The sequence below is a fragment of the Gulosibacter massiliensis genome (assembly GCF_900626105.1).
Lineage (GTDB): Bacteria > Actinomycetota > Actinomycetes > Actinomycetales > Microbacteriaceae > Gulosibacter > Gulosibacter sediminis.
On the sequence record NZ_UYZX01000001.1, the window covers coordinates 1407681 to 1426442 of the forward strand.

The window sequence follows — 18762 nt, forward strand, 5'->3', positions numbered from 1 at the left end:
AAACGTGTAATTACGGGCGGTGCGTTCAGAAAACTGGCTCCCGCCCCACGGCACTCTCGCCCGCAAACACGGGCGAATCTCATTGCCAGAACCAAATCGACGGAGGGCCATGACCATGACCAACTGGGAGTACTTCATCACGCCGTTGCCCCTGCACACGCCGGGTGCAATCCTCAACAACTGGGGTAAGCAGGGCTGGGAACTCGTGCAAATCGTCACGAACGAGCAGGGTGGCTCCGTCGCCTACATGAAGCGTCCGCTCGCCGACGACGTGACTGCCTGAGCCACACCACTACAAAGGAGAACCCAGATGAGCCGTGTTGAATCCGCCCTGCGCGAACTTGGCCTGACGCTGCCCACCGTCGCCGCTCCCGCGGGCGACTACGTGCCTGCCCTCGTCGACCGCGGCACGGTCTACACGTCGGGCCAGCTGCCGTTCGTCGACGGCGCCCTCGAGGCGACCGGACACGTCGGCGCCGAGGTAACGGTCGAAGAGGCGCAGGAGCTCGCCGAGGTGTCGGCCCTCGGCGCCCTCGCCGCGATCAAACAGCAGATCGGCGACCTTGACCGCGTCACCCGCGTGCTCAAGGTCACGGTGTTCGTGAACTCGACCGCCGATTTCACGCAGCAGCCTCAGGTCGCGAACGGCGCATCCGGACTGCTCGGCAAGGCGTTCGGCGAGCGCGGCCGCCACACCCGCTCGGCGGTTGGCGTCGCGGCGCTGCCGCTCAACTCGCCGGTCGAACTCGAGGTGACGGTCGCGTTCGAGTAGGCGCGCGCATCCGCTCGTAATCACAGACGCCTCGGCGGTGTCGTCTCCGACACCGCCGAGGCGTCTTGTTGCTGTGGACTAGTCCTGCGCGCCGGCCGCGACGTTGTCGGCGATCGACGCCATCACGTTCGCGTCGGTGAGCGTCGTCGTGTCGCCGACGGTGCGCCCCTCGGCGACGTCCTTGAGCAGCCGGCGCATGATCTTGCCCGAGCGCGTCTTCGGCAGTTCGTCGACGACGAACACCTGGCGCGGGCGGGCGATGGCGCCGATGCGGTCGGCGACGAACTTGCGCAGCTCCTCGGGCACGTCGGCCTTCGCGATCGCGTCGGCCTGCGAACGCTTGAGCACCGCGAAAGCCACGACGGCCTGGCCCTTCACCTCGTCGGCCGCGCCGACGACCGCCGACTCGGCGACGAAGGGATGCTCGACCAGGGTCGACTCGATTTCGGTGGTGGAGAGGCGGTGGCCCGACACGTTCATGACGTCGTCGACGCGGCCGAGCAGCCACAGGTCGCCGTCGAGGTCGACGCCAGCGCCATCGCCAGCGAAGTAGCGGCCCGGGAACTGCGACCAGTAGGTCTCCTTGAAGCGCTCGTCGTCGCCCCAGATGCCGCGGGCCATCGAGGGCCACGGCTCGGTGATCGTGAGCAGGCCCATCTCGCCCGGGTTGACGCGGTTGCCGGCCTCATCGACGACCTCGACGACTACACCGGGAACCGGCTTCTGCGCCGAACCCGCCTTGAGCGCATCCTGCGTCGGAATCGGCGCGATCATGTGTGCGCCCGTTTCGGTCTGCCACCAGGTGTCGACGATCGGGGTCTTGCCCGAGCCGATGACGTCGCGGAACCACTCCCAGGCCTCGGGGTTGATCGGCTCGCCCACCGAGCCGAGCAGGCGCAGCGACGAGAGGCCGTGGCGCAGCGGAATCTCGCGTCCGGTCTTCATGAAGCCACGGATCGCGGTCGGCGCCGTGTAGAAAATCGTCACCTTGTAGTTCTCGATGATCTCGAACCAGCGGTCGAGCGACGGATAGTCGTTCGTGCCCTCGTACATCACCTGGGTCGCGCCGGCGAGCAGCGGGCCATAGATGAGGTAGCTGTGGCCGGTGACCCAGCCGATGTCGGCGCTGAGCCAGTACATGTCGTCGTCGCGTAGGTCGAACATCGTGCGGAACGTGAGGTTGACCTGGGTGAGGTAGCCGCCCGTCGCGTGCCAGAGGCCCTTCGGCTTGCCGGTCGTACCCGAGGTGTAGAGGATGAACAGCGGGTGCTCGGCGTCGAAGGCCTCGGCCTCGTGCACGGCGGGCTGGTCGGCGACCGCCTCGTTCCACCAGAGGTCACGGCCCTCGACCATCTCGACGTCGTACTCGGGGCGCTTCACGACGAGCACGTGCTCGACGGTGTGGCCCGGAGCCTTGAGGGCCTCATCGACGGTGGGCTTGAGTGGGAAGACCTTGCCCTTGCGGTTCGACCCGTTCGCGGTGATGATCAGCTTCGCGTCGGCGTCATCGGCGCGCTGGCGGATGGCGTCGGACGAGAAACCCGCGAAGATCACCGAGTGGATCGCGCCGATGCGCGCGCAGGCGAGCAGCGCGACGACGGCCTCAGGAATCATCGGCAGGTAGATGGCGACCACGTCGCCCTTCTTGATGCCGAGCGAGAGCAGCATGTTGGCCGCCTGCTGCACCTCGCGGTGAAGGTCGTTGTAGGTGATGGCGCGCTTGTCGCCGGGCTCGCCCTCCCAATGGATCGCGACGCGGTCGCCGTTGCCGGCTTCGACGTGGCGATCGACCGCGTTGACGGTGGCGTTGATCTTGCCGTCGGCGAACCAGCGGGCGCGGGGCGCATTGCTCCAGTCGAGCACCTCGGTGAAGTCCTTACCCCATGTGAGTTCGCGTGCCTGATCGGCCCAGAACCCGAGCCGGTCGGCCTCGGCTCGATCGCGGAGGTCGGTGGGGACCTTCGTGCCCGCAATGAAATCCTCGCTCGGCGGGAACGTCTCAATCGGGTTGACGAGCTTCTCGATCTTGTCGTCGCTGGCAGCAACCATAGGAACCTCACTTCGTTGTGATGCGGAATCTCCACGCGAAGTCTATGCCTCGGGTTTCGGGGCGCGCTCCGCTTACCAACTTTGGTAGGTAGTTGCACGGCGCGTCGCAGCGCCTCCCGCTCGGACGGTGGATGCGCGGCGCTCCACAGGCGTATGGGCTCGGCACGCGCACGGCCCGCCATCCGAGCATCCTGGGGCGCATGCAACGCACTTCGTTTGATGCCTACGACGCCGGCGACCCCGAGCCCTTCGTGCTGCAGCGCGCCACGGACCGGCCCGCGCAGGTGCAGCTCGTGTCCCGGCCCGGGCGCCCCGACGAGGCCCGCCCGCGGCGGGAGCTGACGCGCGGCCAGGCCGAGGCATTCGGCCCGCTCGCCGGCTACGTTGCCGACGGCGAGGTGACCGACCTCTTCGTGAACGGCATGGCCGGCCTGTGGGTCGACCGCGGCTCGGGCGCCGAGCTCGACCGCTCGTGGAAGGCCCCCGGAGAGCGGGCCCTGCGCGAACTCGCGACCCGCATCATCGCAGCGGGTGGCCGGCACCTCGATGAGGCGGCGCCGACCGTCGACGTGCGTATTGGCGCGGGTATTCGCGTGCACGCGGTGCTGCCGCCGGTGTCGACGACCGGCACGCTGCTCTCGATTCGCGCGCCCCGGGCGACACGTCTCAGCCTCGACGACCTCGCCGCGGCCGGCTTTTTCTATGACGACGCCGAAGAGATTTTGCGCCGCGCACTCGCCGACCGTGCGAACATCCTCGTCACCGGAGCGGGCGGCTCGGGCAAGACGACCCTGCTCGGTGCGATGCTCGGTGAGGCGCCGAAGGATGAGCGGCTCGTGGTGATCGAGGACGTCGCCGAGCTGCGCATCCGGCACCCGCACGTCGTGCAGATGGAGGCGCGGCAGGCGAACGTCGAGGGCGCCGGCGAGGTCACGCTCGAGCGGCTCGTGCGCGAAGCCCTGCGCATGCGCCCCGATCGGCTCGTACTCGGCGAGTGCCGCGGAGCCGAGCTGCGCGAGCTGCTCGCCGCGTTGAACACCGGTCACGACGGCGGCGCCGGCACCCTGCACGCGAACTCGCTCGCCGATGTGCCCGCGCGACTCGAGGCCCTCGGAGCGCTCGCCGGCATGTCACAGGAGGCCGTGGCGCGGCAGACCGTCTCGGCGCTCGACCTCGTGATGCACATCGAGCGCGATCGCGGCCTGCGGCAGCTCGTCGACATGGGCGAGTTCGGGCTCGACGACCACGGGCGGCTGCGCGTCACGAGCGTGCGCACCGGCAAGCGGCTGGAGCGATCGGGTGGCTAAGCGGCACGAATCCGAGCACACCGCGGCCGTGGTCGAGCGGCTCGCGACGCTGCTCGGCGGCGGGGTCGTGCCCGACTCTGCCTGGCAGCGGGTGGCGCAGGCTGATGCCCTGGAGCAGGCGCCCGAGGGGAAGCGACGGCGCCGCGCGCCAGAGACGACGATCGCGCGGCTCGCGCGCGAGGTGGGCGGGGGCAGCGACGCCGGGATGCTGCTGCAGGGACATCCCGATGCGACGTGGCGGGCCCTCGGCGTGACCTGGGCGCTCGCGAATCGCACCGGTGCCCCGCTCGCGCAGTCGCTGCGGCAGCTCGCGAATGGCTTTCGCGATCTCGGCCAGTCGGCCCGCGACGTACAGGTCGCGCTGGCCGGCCCCGCATCCGCGTCGCGCATCGTCATGCTGCTGCCCGTCGTCGGCCTCGTGCTCGGAGCCATGCTCGGGTTCGACACGCTCGGCGTGCTCACGGGCAGCGCGCTCGGCTTCGGCTGCCTCGCTGTCGGCGGGGTGCTCATGCTCATCGGCTGGCTCTGGAACCGCCGCATGATCGCGAAGGCGACGCAGCATCCCACGACCCCGGGCTTCGGCCTTGACCTCATCGCCATGGTGATGCTTTCGGGTCGCAGCGCCGACCACGCGAAGTCTGCGGTACGCGACGCCCTTCGCGAGTGGCGTCTCGAAGAGAGCGGCTTCGAGCGTGCTGAGGGCATCGTGCGCCTCGCCGCCGAGGCGGGCGTGCCGGCGGGCGAGCTGCTGCGCTCGGAAGCGACGCTCGAGCGGGCGCGCGCCCGTGCCGACGCAGCCCAGTCGGCGGCGAAGCTCGGCGTGCAGCTCATGCTGCCGCTCGGGGCGTGCATCCTGCCGGCGTTCCTCGCCGTCGGGGTCGCGCCGCTCGTCATCGCCGTGCTGCAACGAACCATCGGGTAATCCCGCAATAACGTGCCGTGCATCCACCACTACGAGAGGAACCGAAATGACCGAGACCCCGACTCCCGATTCTCCCGACCGCAACTGGTTGCAGCGGCTGCTCCGCGACGAGCAGGGTGCGGCGACCGCAGAGTATGCAATTGTGATCATGGCGGCGGTAGCGCTGGCCGGCGTCCTTGTCGCCGTTGTGCAGTCTGACGCGGTGCGCCAGATCATCGAAGACCTCGTCATCAGCGCGTTCGGTTAGTCGCGGCGATGCGGATGTGGTGGCCGCGTTCGCGGCGGCGGCGGCGGATGCGCGCCGACGAGCGCGGGTCGGTTGCAGTCGAGTTCGCGGTCACCATGCCCGCTGTCGTGCTCGTGCTCGCGCTCTGTGTCGGCGCCGTCGTCGGGTCGGCCGCCTTCGTGCAGGCGCAGGACTCCGCGGGCGAGGTCGCTCGGCTCGCGGCGCGAGGCGACGACTACGGTGCCGTCCTCGCATGGCACGGCGACGGAGCGAGCGCCGAGGTGTGGGATGCGGGCGAGTTTCGCTGCGCGCGCGTCACGGTGCCGATCCGACTGCTCGGCGCGCAACTCGGTGTGAGCGCCCACGCGACCTCCTGCGCGCTGCGGGACGTCGACGGATGAGCCGGGATTCGTGGGGTGCGCGCTTCAGGCGGGCGAGCCGGGACGTGCCTGACTGGAATTCGGCGCGCGTGAACGGGGATGCGCCGCACTGGCACTCGAGGCGGGTGAGTCGGGGTGTGCCTCGCGGCAATTCGCAGCAGACGATTCGGGGCGCGAAGTGCTGGAGATCGAAACCGGCGCGCCAGAACGTGCACCGCCGCCACCTGGAGCGGGGGAGCGGCAGCGTGCTCGCGGTGGCGATCATCGGGGCAACCGTGTCGATCGCGGTCGCGCTCTGCCTCGTGCTCGCAGCACACGCCGCGAACACTCGAGCCCAGGTTGCCGCGGACGCCGCCGCGCTCGCGGCGGCCGACACCGCGTCGGGTCGCGTCCCCGGCGATGCTTGTGGTCGCGCTGCGGCCATCGCTGCCGAACACGACGCCACCCTCAACGGCTGCGACGCCGGCCGGACCGAGACCTTCGTCACTGTCTCGCTCGACTTCGGCTGGATCACTCTGACCGCGTCGTCGAGGGCGGGGCTGCCCGATTCGGTGCCGTAGCGATTGTCATGTCGGAGGCTCGGGAGAGAGTTCAGGTGCGTGAGAAATCACCCTCATGCGGCTTCGCAGCCGGGTTCCGAGCTGCCTTTCGAGAAAGACGCACACCACCATGACTGATGGCGTAGCTGGCTCCAACGACCACGTTTCGTTACCCGACAACCGCATGCCACAGCTGCCGCCGCTGCCGCAGCCGGTTCCCAACCCCGAGTTCGGCCGTGCCGCAGCGGCCACCGTGCCCAACCCCGCATACGGTCGGCCCGCAGCGGCCACAACGAGCAACCAGGGCACTGGCGCGCCGTCTCAGGGGCCGACCGTCCCTCCGCGCAAGAAGCGGAAGCAGTCGTCGCGGAAGGCGCGGATCCGCGTCGTGATCGGGGCACTGGTGGTCGTGCTCGCCGCGGCGCTGATCGTGCCTCCGCTCGTGAACGAGCCGAACCTGGCCGACTATCGCGAGCAGGTCAGCAAACTCGACGGCGTCATATCTGACTCAGAGTCGCTCCTGAGTGAGGTGCCCGACGGCTACGAAGCGAGTCTTGTCGCCGACATTGAGAGCGACGTTGAGGCGGCAGGCGCACTGCTCGACGCGGACGAACCGCACGCGTACTCATTCACGATTCGGGCGCAGGCCGACGAAATCTCCGAATCCCGCCAGGGCATTCTCGCGCTCACCGACGAACTGGATTCCGCGCTGCAGACCAAGGCCGACTACGACGACTACGTGAGCCACGCCAACGACGTCATGGCCGACGCGCAGAGCCTCCTCGAAACGACCTCGGGCCAGGTCGACAACGACGCCACGCGCACGGAACTCGCGGACGCGATCGATTCCCTCGAGTGGGAGTTGGGCCTGGACGCGGACCACGCCAAGGCCGACGGCTACTCGGAGGCACTTACCAACCTCGAGGGCGCCGTGGGCGATGTCGAGAATGCGTCGGACAACGTCGAATCAAGCAACGAGGCCTGGATTACAGCCGAAGAAGAGCAGGCGCTGACCGACCCCGCGAACTACGGCACAATCTCCGATCGCGACTGGCAGCTGCTCGAGCGCACTGCGGACAGCCACACGGGCGAGAAGTACGTGCTCTACGGCTACGTAACTCAGGCCGACAGCGCGATGGGTTCGTATGGCATTCGCGTGAATACCTCCGGCGAACAGCTCGGTAGTTGGTACGACTACGAGATCAACACCATCGTGTTGGCAGCCAGCGACGACCTCTTGTCGACCGTGATTACCGGTGACACCGTGAAGCTCCTGGTCGAGGTGCAGGGCTCGACGTCGTACGACACCGCGATCGGAGGCACGGCGACGGCAATCACCGTGCTCGCCTATTCCGTCGAGATCATCGGATAGTCGACGGAGACCCGGCTCGGTGGCGCAGCCTTCGTCGAGGGAGTAGCGCCGAGCCAGGTCGACGTTCGCCTCGACCGCGGGGACGGCGGCCGCGGTGGTCGTGAACTGGTGGCGAGGTTCGCCGGGAGGTCCTCGCGCGCGGCGAAGGTCAGTTGACCCGAGCCCAGTGCTCCGCCCAGGCGATTCGGGTCGGCCACGCCTCGTGTGTGGCCGACGGGAGCTTGCCCGCAGAAATGAGCCCGGCGAGCGCCTCGCCCGACCGACGACCGAACTCGTGCGGCTGCGTGTCGAGCGCCGAGATCTGGGGCGCGTTGACCTCGCTGAGCGGGTCGCCGGCGCAGGAGGAGATCCACGGCACCGCAGAATCCGCGTAGCCGATGTGTAGGGCGGCCGAGCACACCGCCGCGAGGCGCTGGCCGGCGAAGATCATCGTGTCGGGCGCATTCTTCTGCTCGAGCTCGCCGCGCACGAGCGCGATGATGTCGGCATCAGGACCGTTGACCGGGAACATGCGCACCGATCCCGAGACCCCGAGGTGCTCACACCACCGCTCGAACGCGGCGGTCACGCGGTCGCGCCACGACGACGCGAGCGACAAATCCGGGGCAATGAGCATTGGGCGTCGGGCCCCGGAGGCCACCGCGGATCGCAGCAGGTGGCCGATGACCTCGTCGTAGTTGATGTCGATCGACAGGCTGGGCTTCGGGCCGGGCACCGGCGCACCATCGGCGGCGACCACCGGCACGCCAAATGCGATGAGCTCGCGCAGGCGCTTCGAATCCTCCTCGGCGTCGATGAACACGGCGCCGTCGGCGGCGAGCAGGCCGCCCGAACGCGGCCGGTCGGCGGTCGTGAGCAGCACATCCAGCCCCGCGGCTGCGGCCGCGTCGACGACCCCGAACGCGAAATCGATGTAGAACGAGAGATGCCGCGCGTTCCGCGGCAGGTGCAGCTCGATCGCCTGCGTCGCGCCGACCCGCAAATTGCGCGCGGCCGAGTTCTTACGGTAGCCCCGGGCCGCGGCGTGGTCGATCACGCGCTGCCTCGTTGCCGGTGCGACCCGGCCCGTGCCGCTGAGCGCGCTCGAGACAGTGCCGACGCTCACGCCAAGCTCGAGGGCGAGCTGGGGGATCGTGACTCGGTCGGCTGCCATGTCGTCGATCCTACGGGGATGCTTGCGCGTCTCGGCCGTATCGTGACAAGATGTCGAAACGTTTCAGCAAAGCAGCGGAAACGTCGACACCAACCAAGTCGGACCCAATGGAGGGCGCCTACATGACGACTGCCACCACACTGTTCCGAGCGCACACGGTGCGATCGCCGGACCGCGTCCTCGGCGACACCATCGCCGTCGTCAACGGGGAGATCTCGGCGGTCAGCACGTGGGACGAGCTGCGGGCCGCGCATCCCGACGCCGAGGTGCTCGAGTATCCCGAGTCAACGATCACCGCGGGCCTCATCGACGGCCACAGCCACCCCATCTGGGGCCTCTCAATGGCACGCGGCGTTGACCTCACCGACATCGAGACCCGTGCCGAGATCATCGCGGCCCTCGCGAAGGGCGCCCAAGAACTTCCCAAAGGCGAGTGGCTCTTCGGCTGGGGCCTCGCCCCCAACGCGCTCGAGGGGCCGGTCGACAACACGATCATCCACGAGGCGGTCGGCCCCGATCTGCCGGTCTACCTCATGCTCTTCGACGCCCACTCGGCCCTGCTCTCCGATGCGGCCCTGCGCGAGGTCGGCGTCACCGAACCCCACCGCACCGTCGACGGCGGCGGTTTCACCGCGCGCGCCGACGGTCGGCTCTCGGGCCACGCCCTCGAGTTCGCGGCCATGGGGGAGGTCGAGGACCTCGTGCCACAGGAGCCGCTCGAGGCGCGAGCCGACAAGCTCGACGAGCTGCTGCACGGCATGGCCGCGACCGGCCTCACCTCGCTCGTCGTCGCCGACGCGCAGGGCGGCGACGCCGTCACCGACGTGCTCGAAGAGCTCGAGCGGCGCGGCGAGCTGCCGGTGCGCCTGCGCATCGCGCCCTGGTGCACGCCCGACCTCACCGAGCAGCAGGTGCGCGAGCTCGTCGCCGGTCTCGGTCGACACGGCCGTCGCTGGCGCCTCGAGGGCGTCAAGCTTTTCATCGACGGCACGATCGACAACGGCACGGCCTGGCTGCACGAGCCCGACACCGAGGGCGAGGGCCGCGCCGGCTTCTGGCACGACCCGCAGACCTACGCGGCGCGCATCCAGCTGCTGCACTCCCTCGGTGTGCCGACCCTGACCCACGCGATCGGCGACCGCGGCGTCCGCTTTGTCGCCGAGACGCTTGCCGCGCTGCCGAAGACCGGCGTGCAGCACCGCATCGAACACCTCGAACTCGCCGACGACGAGACCGTCGAGATCCTCGCCAAGCACGACATCGCCGTCTGCGTGCAGCCGACCCACTGCACGCTCTTCGTGCATCCCGACCAGCGTGACTCGTGGTCGCAGCGGCTCGGCGAGCCCCGCAACCAGCAAGGCTTCCGCACGGGCGACTTCGCGGCGGCCGGCATCGTGCAGGCGCTCGCGAGCGACTGGCCGGTCGCGCCGTACGACCCGCGCATCACCTTCGCGGATGCGCAGCTCCGGCACCCGCACGACCAAGACAGCCCGGCGGTCGGCGCGCAGCAAGCCCTGACGCCAGAGCAGATCCTCGCGGGCTACACGACCGCCGGCCGCGCATCCATCGGCGAGACCGGCAGCGGTCTGCGGCCGGGTGAACCCGCCGACTTCACTATCTGGGCCGCCGACCCCATCACCGCGTCACCGCACGACGTCACCGACATTCGCATCCTTGCCACCACGCTCGACGGCGTCGTGGTGGCGCAGTACGCATCTTCGAAAGGTACGACGGCATGACCACGAACCAGCCGCAGCTCAAGCGAGCGATGGGCACCCCGACCCTGCTCATGTTCGGCATCGCCTACATGGTGCCGCTCACGATCTTCAGCACCTACGGTGTCGTCAGCGACATCACCGGCGGCCGCCTGCCGCTCGCCTACATCGTGACGACCATCGCGATGCTCTTCACGGCGCTGAGCTACGCGAGCATTGTGCGCCGCCTGCCGACCGCGGGCAGCGCCTACGGCTACGCGCGCCAGGCGTTCGGCCGCGGCGTCGGTTTCGTCACCGGTTGGGGCCTCATGGTCGACTACATGCTGCTGCCGATGCTCAACTACATGCTCGTCGGGCTCTACGTAAACAGCCAGTTTCCGGATGTACCGGTGTGGCTCGTCATCGTGCTCGCGATCGCGCTCGTCACGGTGCTCAACATCATCGGCATCGAGGTCGTGCGCAACATCAACGTACTGCTCGTCGCGTTCCAGGTGCTGTTCCTCGTCTTCTTCGTGGTGCTCGCCCTCGGCAAGTTCTCGCCCGACGCGAGCGCGACCGCACCCTTCGCGGTTGGGCCCGACTTCGCGACCGTGGTCGCGGGCTCGGCGATCCTGGCGCTCTCGTTCCTCGGATTCGACGCGGTCTCGACCCTCGCCGAAGAGGCGAAGGATGCGCGCCGCACGGTTCCGCGCGCGGTGCTGCTCACCGTCGTGGTCGGCGGCGTGATGTTCGTGTTCGTCTCATGGATCGGCGCTATGGTCTGGCCCGACCACGCGACGTTCGAAAACCTCGACACGGCACCGAACGAGCTGTTCGGGCTCGTCGGCGGCTCGGCGCTGCAGGCATTCTTCCTCGCCGCATACATCGTCGGCTGCGTCGCGAGCGCCCTGAGCTCGCAGGCCTCGACCTCGCGCGTGCTCTATTCAATGGGTCGCGACCGGATGCTCCCGCAGCCCCTGTTCGGCAAGATCAACGCGCGCTTCCAGACGCCGAGCAACGCGATTCTCGTGGTCGCCGCGGTCTCGCTGCTCGCGCTCGTGCTGCCCCTCGACACCGTGATCTCGGTCGTGAGCTTCGGCGCCCTCGCGGCGTTCTCGATGGTGAACCTCGCGGTCATCAAGTTCTTCCTCATCGACGCGAAGGAGCGCGGCGCGAAGGCAATCGTGCTCTACGGCGTGCTGCCGGTCATCGGCTTCGCCCTCACGATGTGGCTCTGGTTCTCGCTCAGTGCCGAGGCGCTCACGGTCGGCCTCGTCTGGGTTGCGATCGGCATCATCTACCTCGCGGTGATCTCGAAGGGTTTCCGCAAGATCCCCGATTCGAGCATCGATACGAAGGCGATCATGCACCTCGACGAGGAGGAGCGGGCGCAGCTCGAACGCGACGCGTAGGGTCGGGTTCGAGCACACTCGGAGACAAGTGCATATATAAAGGAATGACTTCGCCCTGTGGAGAACCCCGGCGCCGCACGCTGATGTTGCGCTACTCTGCGCAACGTGGCAGTTTTTGTCGGAACGCGCTGCACTCCCGGTCACGGGCATCCTCCAACCCGCGTGCGACTGACGCATCCGCGTACCGCCGCACCCCCAACCCCGCAACAGAAAGCACATCGTGTCGCACAAGCTCGTCATCGTCGAGTCACCAACCAAGGTCAAGAGCATCTCGAAGTACCTGGGTGACGACTACACGGTGATGGCGTCGGTCGGTCACATTCGCGACCTGATCGAGCCGAAGAACCTCCCCGCCGAGCAGAAGAAGGGCTCGCTGGGTAAATTCTCGGTCGATGTCGAGAATGGCTTCGAGCCGTTCTACGTCGTCAGCGACGCGAAGAAAAAGACGGTCACCGACCTGAAGCGGGCGCTCAAAGACTCCGACGAGCTCATCCTTGCAACTGATGAGGACCGCGAGGGTGAGGCCATCGCTTGGCACCTCCTCGAAGTGCTCAAGCCCAAGGTGCCGGTCAAGCGCATGGTCTTCCACGAGATCACTCAGGAGGCCATCGAGGCCGCCCGCGACAAGACCCGCGACATCGACGACCACCTCGTCGACGCGCAGGAGACCCGTCGCATCCTCGACCGCCTCTACGGCTACGAGATCTCGCCGGTGCTCTGGCGCAAGGTTGGCCCGGGCCTGAGCGCCGGTCGCGTGCAGTCCGCCGCGACCCGTCTCATCGTCGACCGCGAACGTGAGCGCCTCGCATTCGTCGCTGCCAGCTACTGGGGTGTCGAGGCCGACCTCGCCGCATCCGGCCAGGCCTTCGGCGTGCGGCTCACGCGCGTTGACGGCAGCCGCGTCGCCACCGGCCGCGACTTCGACGACCACGGCCAGCTCACTGGCGACGCGACGATCCTTACCGAGCCGACCGCGACGGCCCTCGCTGACGCGCTAGCCGCGGGCAGCATCGACGTCACGGTCTCGAACATCGAGTCGAAGCCGTACACCCGCCGCCCCGCCGCGCCGTTCACGACGTCGACGCTGCAGCAGGAGGCCTCGCGCAAGCTCGGCTTCTCGGCCCGCCAGACGATGTCGGTCGCCCAGTCACTCTACGAAAACGGGCACATCACCTATATGCGTACCGACTCGCCGAACCTGTCGGCGCAGGCGCTCAACGCGGCCCGCAGCCAGGCTCGCGAGCTCTACGGCGCCGAGACGGTGCCCGAGAAGCCGCGCTTCTACGGCTCGAAGTCGAAGAACGCCCAGGAGGCGCATGAGGCGATCCGCCCGGCAGGCAGCGAATTCGCCCGCCCGCGCGAGTTGAGCGGCGTCAACGACAACGAGCGCAAGCTCTACGACCTCATCTGGAAGCGCACCGTCGCGAGCCAGATGGCCGACGCGAAGGGTCAGACACAGACCATCACGTTCGCGGGTGCCGCCCACGAACTGCCGGATGCGGCGGGCACGTTGACGAAGATCGCGACCGAATATCAGGTGTCGGGCACGGTCATCACGTTCCGCGGCTTCCTCGCCGCGTACGAGGAAGGCCGCGACGAGACCCGTAACTCGCAGGATTCGAGCGACGGCAACGCGAAGCTGCCCGAGCTCACGACCGGCGTGCAGGTTGACGTCGCCGGCGCCGAGGCCAAGCCGCACGAAACGACCCCGCCGCCGCGCTATACCGAGGCGAGCCTCGTCAAGGTGCTCGACGACCTCGGCATCGGCCGCCCGTCGACGTACGCGTCGATCATCGCGACGATTCAGGACCGCGGCTATGTGAACCGGCGCGGCAACGCGCTCGTGCCAAGCTGGACCGCCTTCAGCGTCGTGCGCCTGCTCGAAGACCACTTCACCGACCTCGTCGAGTATGACTTCACCGCGCAGATGGAGTTGGACCTCGACGGCATCGCCTCGGGCGAGCAGGACCGCGTCGAGTGGCTCAACGGCTTCTACTTCGGCAACGACGACCACCCGGGCCTGCGCCAGGTCGTCGACAACCTCGGCGAGATCGACGCGCGCGCGATCAACTCGACGCGACTCACCGACACGGCGACGCTGCGCATCGGCCGCTACGGCCCGTACATCGAGATCGCGCAGGGCGAGGGCGAGGACCCGCGCCGCATCAACGTGCCCGAGGATCTCGCGCCCGACGAGCTCACACCCGAGAAGGTGCAGGAGCTCATCGACGCACCCATTGCGGGCGACCGCGTGCTGGGCCAGGACCCGGAGTCGGGCCACGACATCGTCGTGAAGGACGGCCGTTTCGGGCCGTACGTGTCGGAGGTGCTGCCCGAGCCCGAGCAGCCCGAAGGTACGAAGCGCAAGAGGGCCGCGCCCAAGCCGCGCACCGCATCCCTCTTCAAGTCGATGTCGCCGGACACCGTCACGTTCGAGCAGGCGCTGCAGCTGCTGAGCCTGCCGCGCGTCGTCGGCGTCGACGAGGAATCGGGCGCCGAGATCACCGCGCAGAACGGTCGCTACGGCGCCTACCTCAAGAAGGGCACCGACACCCGCTCGCTGCCCGATGAGGACTCAATCTTCTCGATCGACCTCGCCGGCGCGCAGGAGCTCTTCGCGCAGCCGAAGTACGCGAATCGCCAGTCGAAGACGGTCATCCTCGACTTCGCCGAGCCCGACCCCGTTTCGGGCAAGGTGGTCAAGGTGAAGGACGGCCGCTTCGGCCCGTACGTCACCGACGGCGAGACGAACGTCACGGTGCCGCGCGGGCAGGACGCCTCGACGATCACCTTCGCGCGCGCCGTCGAGATGATCGCCGAAAAGCGGGCGAAGGGCCCGGCGAAGAAGCGCAGCACGGCGGCCAAGAAGCCGGCGGCGAAGAAGGCGACCACCGCGAAGAAGCCCGCGGCGAAGAAGACGACGGCCGCCAAGAAGACGACGGCGGCGAAGAAGACGACGACCGCCAAGAGCACCGCGGCCAAGAAGCCGGCGACGGCGCGCACGACGAAGACGACCACCGAGTCGGCCGAGTAGTGGCGTCGCGGGGCATGTTCATTACCTTCGAGGGCGGGGATGGTACGGGCAAGTCGTCGCACGCCACCCGCGTTGTCGAGTGGTTGCGCGGCCTCGGCCACGAGGTCGTGCAGACGCGCGAACCCGGTGGCACCGAGCTCGGGCAGCAGTTGCGCAACATCGTGCTCCACGGGCCGGACGACCTCTCGGACCGCGCCGAGGCGCTCATCTTCGCGGCCGACCGAGCCCACCACATCCAATCCCTCGTGAGGCCCGCCCTCGAGCGCGGGGCGATCGTGGTGCAGGACCGCTATCTCGACTCGTCGATCGTCTACCAGGGCCGCGGGCGCGGCCTCGGCGCGCAGCAGATTCGCGACCTCTCGATCTGGGCCGCCGACGGGCTCATGCCCGACCTCACGGTGCTGCTTGACCTCAAGCCCGAGATTGCGATGCAGCGGATGCGCACCGGTCGCGGCCGCCTCGATCGCCTCGAGTCGCTCGGCCTCGAATTCCACCTGAACGTGCGCGAGCAATTTCTCAAGCTCGCACGGGAGGAGCCGGAGCGCATCCATGTCGTCGACGCCGACCGCCCCGAGCGGCTTGTGAGCGACGAGATCCGCGGGCTCGTCGAGGCGAAGCTTGAGGAGTTGCAGCAAGCGTGAGTGTCTGGGATGAGGTCGTCGGCCAGCCGCGCGCGGTCGGGACTTTCCAGCGCGCCGTGCTCGGTGCCCGCCGTGGCGCCGAAGATCCGCAGGCCTTTACCAATTCTTGGCTCGTCACCGGGCCCGCGGGTTCGGGCCGCTCGACGATCGCGTACGCCTTCGCCGCCGCGCTGCTCTGCCCCAACAACGGCTGCGGCGTCTGCCCGAGCTGCCAGCAGGTCGCCGCGCGCAGCCACGCCGACCTGACCGCCGTCGCGACCGAAAAGGTGTCGATCGACATCGGCACCGCGCGCGAGCTCGTCAGTCGAGCCGCGAACTCGCCCGTGAACTCCGACTACCGCGTCATCGTGGTCGAAGACGCCGACCGCATGATCGAGCGCACCTCGAACACGCTGCTCAAGGCGATCGAAGAGCCCGTCGACTCGACCGTGTGGGTGCTCTGCGCGCCGAGCGAGGCCGATCTGTTGCCGACCATCCGCTCGCGCGTGCGGGTCGTCGCGCTTTCGACGCCGCCGATCGACGACGTCGCTGAGCTGCTCGAGCGCCGGCACGGCATTGCCCGCGAAACCGCGATACGGGCGGCTCGGGAGGCGCAATCGCACGTCGGCATGGCCTCACGGCTCGTCACCTCGCCCGAGGCCTGGCAACGGCGCGACTCGTCGCTCGACGGCGTGCTCAGCCTCGCCTCGACCGGCGACGCGGTGCGCAAGGCGCAGCAGTGGGCCGACCTCGCGAAGTCCGACGGCGAGGCGCACTTTGCCGAGCGCGCCGAACGCGAGAAGCAAGAGACCTACCGCAGCCTCGGCCTCGACCCGGGGCAGGCGGTGCCGCGCAAGCTGCAGGGCATTTTTCGCGATCTCGAGCGCGACCAGAAGCAGCGAGCGAAGCGCGCGACGATCGACGGCGTCGACCGCATCCTGACCGACATACAGTCGCTGCTGCGCGATCTCCTCATGCTGAAGTTGCAAGTTGGCGTGCCGCTCGTGAATGAATCTCGACGTGGCGAACTCGAAGCCGTCGCAAATCGCGCGCCCGCGTGGCACACGATCGCTAGCATTGAAGCAATTGCGCTGGTGCGCGAACGATTGGCGGCAAATGTGCCGCCGCAGCTCGCGCTCGAAGAATTGCTGATCGGTTACGCCATCGGCTCGAGCTAGCGCGACCCCGCCCGAAGCCCGCGCTGAGAGGACACCGATGCGAGAAGCAGCGAAGCGACGACGAGCAAGACTGATTGGCGCCGGGGCGATCACGCTCACCGCATCCCTCGTGCTCAGCGGCTGCACCCTGATTCAGGAGCTCCAGACGCCCGACGAGCAGCAGTCGAACGAGGAAGAGAACGACGGCGGTAGCGAGGGCGCCGTGGGCATCCCCGAGTCGGTGGCGCCGGGCGGCGAAGACTTTTACGAGCAGGGCATCGAGTGGGGCGAGTGTCCCGAGGAGTACGCGGCGGTCGACGATACCGCCGAGTGTGCCTACGTCGACGCGCCCCTGAACTGGGCCGAGCCCGGCTCAGATGACCCGATCGAGCTCGCGCTCGTGAAGCTGCCCGCCACAGGCGGCAACTCGCAAGGCGCGCTGTTCACGAACCCGGGTGGCCCGGGCGCGGGCGGCGTCGACTTCGTTGCTCAGAGTGGCGACTACATGTTCTCGAGCGATCTGCGCGAGAACTTCGACATCGTCGGCTGGGACCCCCGCGGCGTCGGTTACTCGAGCGCGGTCTACTGCGTCGACGACGCGGGCATGGACGACTACCTCTACGGCGTGCCCGACGGCTACGCCGACATGAGCGAAGATGAGCTGCTCGCCTACCAGCAGGCGAAGGCCGCCGCGTTCGGCGACTCCTGCTACGAGAACACCGGCCCGCTGCTCGAGTACGTCGACACGAAGTCGACGGTGCAGGACCTCGACATGCTCCGCTACGTCGTGGGTGAAGGCAGCGCACTGAACTACTTCGGTTTCTCGTACGGCACCGACATCGGGGCCCAGTACATCGACATGTTCCCCGAGCAGGTTGGCCGTGTCGTGCTCGATGGCGCGACTGACCCGACCGTGCCGATGTTCGACGTGATCCTCGACCAACAGGAGAAGTTCAGCGACTCGATCCGCGCGTATCTCGAGGACTGCCTCACCTCGGCCGAGTGCCCGTTCGACCAGGCGGGCGGCGTCGACGGTGCGATCGACGAGATCAGCGACATCATGAACGACGTTGACGAGACGACCCCGCGCGCCGCCGATGGCCGCGTCTTCACTTCAAGCGTCATCTACCAGGCGATCGTCGCTGGCATGTACGACGAGACGAGCTGGCAGTACGTCACACAGGCGTTCGTGCAGTGGGAGCGCAACAAGGACTCGAGCATCTTCTTCTCGCTCACCGACTCGTACAACGGTCGCGACCCGAGCGGCACCTACTACTCGAACCAGGAAGAGGCGTTCACCGCGATCAACTGCCTCGATTACCCGCTCGTGACCGACAAGGCGACGATCAAGGCGTTCAACCAGAAGCTGCAGGACGTCACGCTGTTCCAGGCGCCAATGACCGAGGCACAGCTCGAGGTCGGCGATGTCACCTGCGAGAACTGGCCCGTGCAGTCGCGCGTGACCGAGCAGGAGCCCGTCGTGGGCGCCGGCGCGGCCCCCGTGCTCGTCGTCGCGACGACGAACGACCCCGCAACCCCGCTGAAGTGGGCCGAGGCCGTCGCCGAGCAGCTCGAGTCGGCGTCGCTGCTCGTCTACGAGGGCGAGGGCCACATCGCCTACGACGAGGGCAGCGAGTGCGTCATCGGCACCGTCGACGACTACCTCATCACGGGCAACCTGCCCGAGGGCGACATCAACTGTTAGCGCTGATTTGCCCCGAGTGGCGCGCGACACGAAACGTACGATAAGATTTCGTGTCGCCTGTCACTGGCGGCACGCCGCCTTAGCTCAGTCGGTAGAGCGATTCACTCGTAATGAATAGGTCACCAGTTCGATTCTGGTAGGCGGCTCCGACAACAAACGCCCCGGTCACCCGCGCAGCAGCGCGAAGGTGACCGGGGCATTTCGGTGCAGGCGAATGCTCGCACTCGGTCGCGCTGCGCGAGCCTCGCTTCGAGGGGCGCGTTGTGGTGCTCGACGGCCAACGGGTCGCCGAGCGCGTCGCCCGATTCGGCGGCGACGAGTAACTCGCGTCCACGCGCCGCGTGCGGCAACTCGGCCCGTGGGTTCGGGCTGCCGCTGCCCTGCCACTTCGACAGCGTTCTTCGAACCAGGGGTGTCGCG

General features: G+C 68.2%; 16 protein-coding genes and 1 tRNA gene. 15 read left to right on the forward strand and 2 right to left on the reverse strand.

Features of this window, described 5'->3' with window-relative positions; genetic code table 11:
• Positions 1 to 109 precede the first annotated feature (109 nt).
• Both EJL01_RS06855 and EJL01_RS06860 read left to right on the forward strand, forming a co-directional pair.
• Positions 110 to 283 (forward strand): Sp36 family protein, encoded by a 174-nt coding sequence (locus tag EJL01_RS06855; RefSeq protein ID WP_348982890.1) that lies wholly within the window; start codon positions 110 to 112, stop codon positions 281 to 283.
• A gap of 27 nt (positions 284 to 310) precedes the next feature.
• On the forward strand, positions 311 to 772 hold the full coding sequence (locus EJL01_RS06860; protein ID WP_125106821.1) for a RidA family protein: 462 nt from the start codon (positions 311 to 313) through the stop codon (positions 770 to 772).
• A gap of 78 nt (positions 773 to 850) precedes the next feature.
• Here the strand turns inward: EJL01_RS06860 and acs are convergent, their stop codons facing one another.
• A complete protein-coding gene (acs, locus tag EJL01_RS06865; protein ID WP_125106822.1) occupies positions 851 to 2821 on the reverse strand; it encodes an acetate--CoA ligase in 1971 nt (656 codons plus the stop codon).
• Positions 2822 to 2952: 131 nt separating this feature from the next.
• Here acs and EJL01_RS06870 point away from each other — a divergent pair, with 131 nt between their 5' ends.
• The 6 genes from EJL01_RS06870 (at position 2953) to EJL01_RS06890 (ending at position 7567) form a co-directional block, all read left to right on the forward strand.
• Positions 2953 to 4128 carry a TadA family conjugal transfer-associated ATPase gene (locus tag EJL01_RS06870; protein WP_241209131.1) on the forward strand — a complete coding sequence of 392 codons (1176 nt, stop codon included), beginning with the start codon at positions 2953 to 2955 and terminating at the stop codon, positions 4126 to 4128.
• Positions 4121 to 5050, forward strand: a complete 930-nt coding sequence (locus tag EJL01_RS06875; protein WP_125106824.1) for a type II secretion system F family protein — start codon at positions 4121 to 4123, stop codon at positions 5048 to 5050. Before EJL01_RS06870 ends, EJL01_RS06875 begins: the two co-directional genes overlap by 8 nt.
• A gap of 46 nt (positions 5051 to 5096) precedes the next feature.
• Positions 5097 to 5297, forward strand: a complete 201-nt coding sequence (locus EJL01_RS06880; protein ID WP_125106825.1) for a DUF4244 domain-containing protein — start codon at positions 5097 to 5099, stop codon at positions 5295 to 5297.
• A gap of 47 nt (positions 5298 to 5344) precedes the next feature.
• A complete protein-coding gene (locus EJL01_RS12985; protein ID WP_164509742.1) occupies positions 5345 to 5677 on the forward strand; it encodes a TadE family type IV pilus minor pilin in 333 nt (110 codons plus the stop codon).
• A 116-nt stretch (positions 5678 to 5793) separates the two neighbouring features.
• A complete protein-coding gene (locus EJL01_RS12990) occupies positions 5794 to 6216 on the forward strand; it encodes an Rv3654c family TadE-like protein (protein ID WP_164509743.1) in 423 nt (140 codons plus the stop codon).
• A gap of 109 nt (positions 6217 to 6325) precedes the next feature.
• Positions 6326 to 7567, forward strand: a complete 1242-nt coding sequence (locus tag EJL01_RS06890; protein ID WP_125106827.1) for a hypothetical protein — start codon at positions 6326 to 6328, stop codon at positions 7565 to 7567.
• A 148-nt stretch (positions 7568 to 7715) separates the two neighbouring features.
• Here the strand turns inward: EJL01_RS06890 and EJL01_RS06895 are convergent, their stop codons facing one another.
• Entirely contained in the window at positions 7716 to 8720 is a 1005-nt protein-coding gene (locus EJL01_RS06895; protein ID WP_125106828.1) for a substrate-binding domain-containing protein, read from the reverse strand.
• Between the two features lie 122 nt (positions 8721 to 8842).
• Here EJL01_RS06895 and EJL01_RS06900 point away from each other — a divergent pair, with 122 nt between their 5' ends.
• From EJL01_RS06900 to EJL01_RS06930, 7 genes are all read left to right on the forward strand, one after another.
• Positions 8843 to 10459: an amidohydrolase gene (locus EJL01_RS06900; RefSeq protein ID WP_164509744.1), complete on the forward strand. Its 1617-nt coding sequence runs from the start codon at positions 8843 to 8845 to the stop codon at positions 10457 to 10459.
• On the forward strand, positions 10456 to 11826 hold the full coding sequence (locus tag EJL01_RS06905; protein ID WP_125106830.1) for an APC family permease: 1371 nt from the start codon (positions 10456 to 10458) through the stop codon (positions 11824 to 11826). Before EJL01_RS06900 ends, EJL01_RS06905 begins: the two co-directional genes overlap by 4 nt.
• Before the next feature lie 220 nt (positions 11827 to 12046).
• The gene (topA, locus tag EJL01_RS06910) at positions 12047 to 14860 is read left to right on the forward strand and encodes a type I DNA topoisomerase (RefSeq protein ID WP_125106831.1); all 2814 of its coding nucleotides are present in this window, start codon (positions 12047 to 12049) and stop codon (positions 14858 to 14860) included.
• Positions 14861 to 14874: 14 nt separating this feature from the next.
• The gene (gene tmk / locus EJL01_RS06915; RefSeq protein WP_125106832.1) at positions 14875 to 15501 is read left to right on the forward strand and encodes a dTMP kinase; all 627 of its coding nucleotides are present in this window, start codon (positions 14875 to 14877) and stop codon (positions 15499 to 15501) included.
• Positions 15498 to 16658, forward strand: coding sequence for a DNA polymerase III subunit delta' (locus tag EJL01_RS06920; RefSeq protein WP_125106833.1), 1161 nt, complete (start codon positions 15498 to 15500; stop codon positions 16656 to 16658). Before tmk ends, EJL01_RS06920 begins: the two co-directional genes overlap by 4 nt.
• 37 nt (positions 16659 to 16695) lie before the next feature.
• The gene (locus EJL01_RS06925; RefSeq protein WP_125106834.1) at positions 16696 to 18342 is read left to right on the forward strand and encodes an alpha/beta hydrolase; all 1647 of its coding nucleotides are present in this window, start codon (positions 16696 to 16698) and stop codon (positions 18340 to 18342) included.
• A gap of 73 nt (positions 18343 to 18415) precedes the next feature.
• Positions 18416 to 18488: transfer RNA gene (locus EJL01_RS06930), tRNA-Thr, on the forward strand.
• Positions 18489 to 18762: the final 274 nt, after the last annotated feature.